Source organism: Allorhizocola rhizosphaerae, assembly GCF_003426775.1.
In the GTDB taxonomy this organism is placed as follows: Bacteria; Actinomycetota; Actinomycetes; order Mycobacteriales; family Micromonosporaceae; genus Allorhizocola; species Allorhizocola rhizosphaerae.
Window position 1 is genome coordinate 1 of sequence record NZ_QJUG01000375.1, and the last position, 4,683, is coordinate 4,683.

Here is a 4,683-nt window from a genome sequence, read left to right on the forward strand (position 1 = left end):
AGCTTCTCGCCCTCCCGCAGCTTACGGATGACCTGCTCAGGCGTGTGCCGACGTCGTGTTCCCATTCGTGATCAGTCCTCCCTGCCCCATTCTGGGGCATCGGACTCTCACAAACCATGGACCTGATCATGGGGATCCAGTCAGTCCAATCAACCCACCCTTCGCTCGTCTATCCGCGCGGGATAAGCATAGGCCGTCGATGGTCCGTCATGCCTCAGCCGAGACCGGGCGCTAACGGCTCCGCCGCGGCGGGGATCCGAAAAGGGGGCGACGGGACGAGCAGCACTTCGGCATGCGCTGCCGCGCTTGAGGCCGTGCCGGAGGGCATAGATTTTGTTCTATGTCAGGATCGAATTCCATCCGAACAGGGATAGGCCGCCGGCCGACCGATGTCACGGCTCCGGCACGCTGCTCGCACCTTCGTGTAGACCCACGCGGATATCCCATCATCGCTGTCATTTCAGGTGTCCAGCTCAGACGGCAGATCTCGGTGATGACCGGCCTCACCTGGTCGTGGCTGTTATCTGTTCGGTGGGTGGGACACGGTGGGGCCTGGCGGTCAACCGAAGCTGCCGACTTTTCCGCTGAAGCCATCGCCGACCCAGTTCATGGTGTGCTTTTGTTGTTCTCCCGATTGGAGGTTGGTGGTGGTGACTGTCAAGACGTTGCCGGTGAACTTCCAGCCGTTGCTTATGGAGACCATGCCATTGTTAGCTACCGGTACATCGATGGCGACCAGCGCGTTGGTGTCCTGTCGTAGGAGGTACAGCGATGTGCGGGTAGCACCAGATGTTGTGCAGCTGATCTCGGTGAGCAGTTCCTGGTTGCCATCGCTGTCCACATCGACAAGCTGTGCGTTGCCCGTAACGCCATAGGTTGCATCTGGGGTGCGTGCCTGACCGCCTTCGAAGACGAGGTTGCTGGCGGCGCAGGTCACGCTTTGGTCGGCGTGGATGCCCGGGAGCGTGACTGGTGAGCCTTGACCGGCTTTGGCAGCAGACAGCACCAACGGTGCGGTTCGGCCGTTGACCTGGGTGAAGTTAGTGCCGTTGAGCTTGAAGATGCGCATGTGGGCAGGGGCGTAGATCGAGGTGCTGCGCTCGGATTCGTACCAGACCTGCGTGCGCAGCTGGCCGTCGAGGACCTCGGCCTTGAGGTAACGCGCGTAGGCCGGGCCAACGTAGCCCAGACCCACGAGGTGCGTGTCGCTGACGGCTTTGACGACAAGTAGTTGCCCGGGCAGGCCCGGGTCTTGCTCCTGTGACGGTTCCAGCGATGTGCAGCGTACTCGAAGCACCATTTCGCTCGCACCGTCGCCGTTGAGGTCGCCCGATGCCAGCGCGGGTACGTCGGCTGTGAAGTTGTTGGCGGGACCGTCACCCTTGGCCCATGCGGTAAGACCGCTGGGTGCTTGCGCTGGGCTGAGCTGCGTGCGCCCGGTGGGACAGTCCATGCCGGAGCCGACCGGTAACTCTATGGTGGCCTGCTGCCAGGTCGTACCGTTGGCCTGCGTGTTGTGCTGCTGTTTGGCCGGTGCCGGTGGGTTGGGGTCTGATACCGGTGCGGTGCATCCGGCTAGCGCGATGATCGCGGCCGTGATTATGGAGCCGGTGCGGGTGGAAAGATCCGGCTGGGTTGGCGATGCTGTCATCGCGTGTCTCCATTCAACAGCGCGCATGAGTTGTCTTGGGTGAGCTTAAGGGCTACCGATAGTGTTGTGTGCCCCTGATGGGTATAGGTGTTTGCTGCGACGTCGTCGCCGAATATTTCCACCCACTTGTGGGCCCAGATCGATGGTGTGACCGGGTCGGTGAGGTTGCTGTAGACGCATGCGTTCCGTGGCCGAGCGCGCAGGTTCCTTACATCCCATGGAGAACTTGCCGGAGCAGCGAGCCCACACTGGTAGGTCACGTGGTCGAAGAACGTGTGTAGCACGGCGCCTGATGGTCGCTGGATGGGCCACTGCTGGTAGGAGTTGCAGGTGCCTTTGATGAAGGCGGCAAGCCGTTCGGAAATCTGGTTGTCGCCGTAGCGCATGAGGATTTGATCGGCCATGCGGGCAACTTGGGCTCGCGTCACCTCATCAAGCGATGCGATCTTGGCAATGGTCGTCCATAGCCAGGTGGCGTTCTCGCCAAGACCGTAGAGGGAGCCGATGATGGCGGCGGCGAAGTCGCCTTTGGACAGCGCGTTGGCTCGGCTGGGCACGGTGACGGTGGTGATGGTCGAGATCGCCTTCTCGGCGATCTCGTGCCCGGCTGAGCCGCAGTCAAGTCCAAGCGCGGCACAGTGGCTTTGATAGCTGCGATCAAGTTCTTGATTGATCGACTTGATGCGTTGGCTCATTACTTCGGACCCCGGCGTGTCCGGGGTGGCGATGGGTGCGTTGAGGATGAGCCAGGCGTGAGGGAAGGCAAGCGCGGCCGCCGCAGCAGGCAGCGCTCCATAGGAGTGGCCGACGATGCCGGCTAACGGTCGGCCTAGCTGCGCAAGGACGGCTTTAAGCGCCGTCGTGTAGCGGTCTTGAGTCCATACCGGTAGAGAACATTGTGCACCGATCGGCTTGGCGGATGGCGTGCTCGCGAGGATGACCGACTTGGTGAATTCGGTCATCGCTCGTGTGCATTCCCGTGTTGCCGTGGCGCTGACCCACGGCTCGTTGATGAGCAGAACATCGTATTTGTCGATTTGGGTCGGCAGTCCCAGTGTTTGCCGATCAGTACGGGCCAAGGCGTTGGCGCCCGGGCCGCCGACTTCCATGAGTACCAGGTCGGCGGGCGTTTTCCCGGCACGGAAGACGCCGTAACTGATCGGACCGGCGCCGGTGACGTGCACGGTGCCGCAGATCGTGGTTTCGACCGTGCACGCCACAGGCGGATCCGTGGCTACCGTTGCGGTGCCGGTCGAATTGACTTGCGTCTGTTGAGGCTCGGGACCGATGTTGGCTCCCGGCCGGGTGACGGCGTAGGCCACTGCGGCGCAAGCAACGATGAGGCAGCAGATGACGAGCAGGGAAAGGTTCCCGGGGCGCTTTGCCCCCCGGGAACCTTTCCGTGATGGACGCTTGACCACGAGCCAGCCTCTATTTAGAAGTAGCAGTTGGCGCTTTTATCGGTGGCTGCGCAGTCGGTCGGCGCGTAGTAGAACTTCACCTTGTAGAAGTCCTTGTAGTAGGGCGTCGTGCCGGGGAAGGTCTGCACTGAGAACAGGGCAGCCATGTTGTGATGGCCTGCCTGATAGAACGGGCCATTCTGCCACCAGTTGAAACTCATGTCACCGGCGTTCCACGGCAGGTCATTCCAGTCGACTCGCCAGTGCTGGCATGCGTTGAAGGACACACCGATGTTGGCGATGTTCAGGCCGATGCTGTTGCCCGCGCAGTTGCCAGCGTAGCTGCCCGGCAGCGGCTGCAGTTCATTCCAGCCTCTCAGCACGTTCTGCGAGGCCGATGTGGGATAGGACCGCATCCCCATGGATTGCACGGTGTCCATGGGGCTGCCCGGCGGCGTCGCGACCGCCCATCTCTTGTATGCCCACAGCTCATAATCGGGATGCGTGGTGTCTTGGTCCTTGTACTTCGACCAGTCGAAGTAGATCTTCCCACTCCTGTTTGAGTAGTAGACGAAGATTTGGTACGAGCCGCGGCTGACCTGTGCGTAGGTTTCAAATCCCGGGCCGGTCGGATACAAGGGGGCCGAGGGGTTGGCCACCTCGCCGCCTGTGGCGGTGGCAACGGCGCTGTTGCCCTTCTCACCGGACATCTGGCCAAAGCCAAGGTCGACCGAGTCGAGGCGATAGTCGTGTGGTACGACGACGTCGGCAGCGACACCGTCCGCCCGCTCCAGGCGGAGGTAGTCGACGCTGCCAGTCTCGTAGAACTTGCCATCGGCGGCAGCTCTGCGCAGGAAGTCGGCCTTGGCCGATGCTCCACGCGAGCGGTCCGCTCGAGAGCGGGCCACTTGCTCGGACAGGGTGGTAGCCACGCCCTGTCCTCTGCTTTCACCGAACGTGACCGTGGTGAACGGCACCGCCGCGGCGGATGGCTCCGCGAACGCGGCAACGGGCGTCAGCGCCGCTGACGCACCTAGGGTTAGGACGATGCCTAGCTGGATGGCTAAACTTGGTCCAGTTCTCACAAGAATCCTCCGAGATCCCTTTGTGGGAACTATGGCGGCTGCGGTGCCGATCACCGCAGCCGCGCAGAAATTCCACCTGTCGTCCGAGTCCCATGGACAGGATTCGCGTCAGGTGGAACAGCTCCCCGTGTTGGGTCGGAGCATATTCGGCACCACCGACATTTTCTGTCCCGCTTAGCATCCACCGCGTGCCTCATAGTCCTAGTTGGATATTCAATGCGTAACCTTGCAGCCGATACGCGTCCAATAACGAGTCTCGTAAGGCATCGCAGGGCCAGCTCAACCGGCACAGATCAGACATCGCAACGCACACACATACTTACATAGAGTGAATAGTCTCGTTTCGATAACAGGCTGCGGCGTGCAAGAAGTCGATCGCCCAGGGGCGGAGTGGTGAAACGTTCTACCGGCTTGGGCGGTTGGGTGTTGTTGTCGGGCCGGGGTGGGCGCGCCTGTGGGGTGGGAGGGTGTGGGTGTGGCGGCGGGCGGGTTGGCGGTGACGCCGGTGCAGTAGGTGGTGACGTGGTCTTTGCCGCCAGCGGCCGCG

Annotated in this window: 3 protein-coding genes; all 3 read right to left on the minus strand. The window is 62.0% G+C overall.

Features of this window, described 5'->3' with window-relative positions; all coding sequences use genetic code 11:
- Window positions 1–559 precede the first annotated feature (559 nt).
- The 3 genes from DM816_RS40285 to DM816_RS40295 all read right to left on the minus strand — a co-directional run bounded on the left by DM816_RS40285 (window position 560) and on the right by DM816_RS40295 (window position 3,983).
- Window positions 560–1,651, minus strand: a complete 1,092-nt coding sequence (locus DM816_RS40285; RefSeq protein WP_117215716.1) for a hypothetical protein — start codon at window positions 1,649–1,651, stop codon at window positions 560–562.
- A complete protein-coding gene (locus DM816_RS40290; protein ID WP_162908355.1) occupies window positions 1,648–2,871 on the minus strand; it encodes a hypothetical protein in 1,224 nt (407 codons plus the stop codon). Before DM816_RS40290 ends, DM816_RS40285 begins: the two co-directional genes overlap by 4 nt.
- Before the next feature lie 215 nt (window positions 2,872–3,086).
- Window positions 3,087–3,983 (minus strand): hypothetical protein, encoded by an 897-nt coding sequence (locus DM816_RS40295; protein ID WP_162908356.1) that lies wholly within the window; start codon window positions 3,981–3,983, stop codon window positions 3,087–3,089.
- Window positions 3,984–4,683: the final 700 nt, after the last annotated feature.

Excerpts from the sequence above, each read along its gene's own strand:
- DM816_RS40285 (WP_117215716.1), bottom strand. The coding sequence starts at position 1,651 with ATGACAGCATCGCCAACCCAGCCGGATCTTTCCACCCGCACCGGCTCC.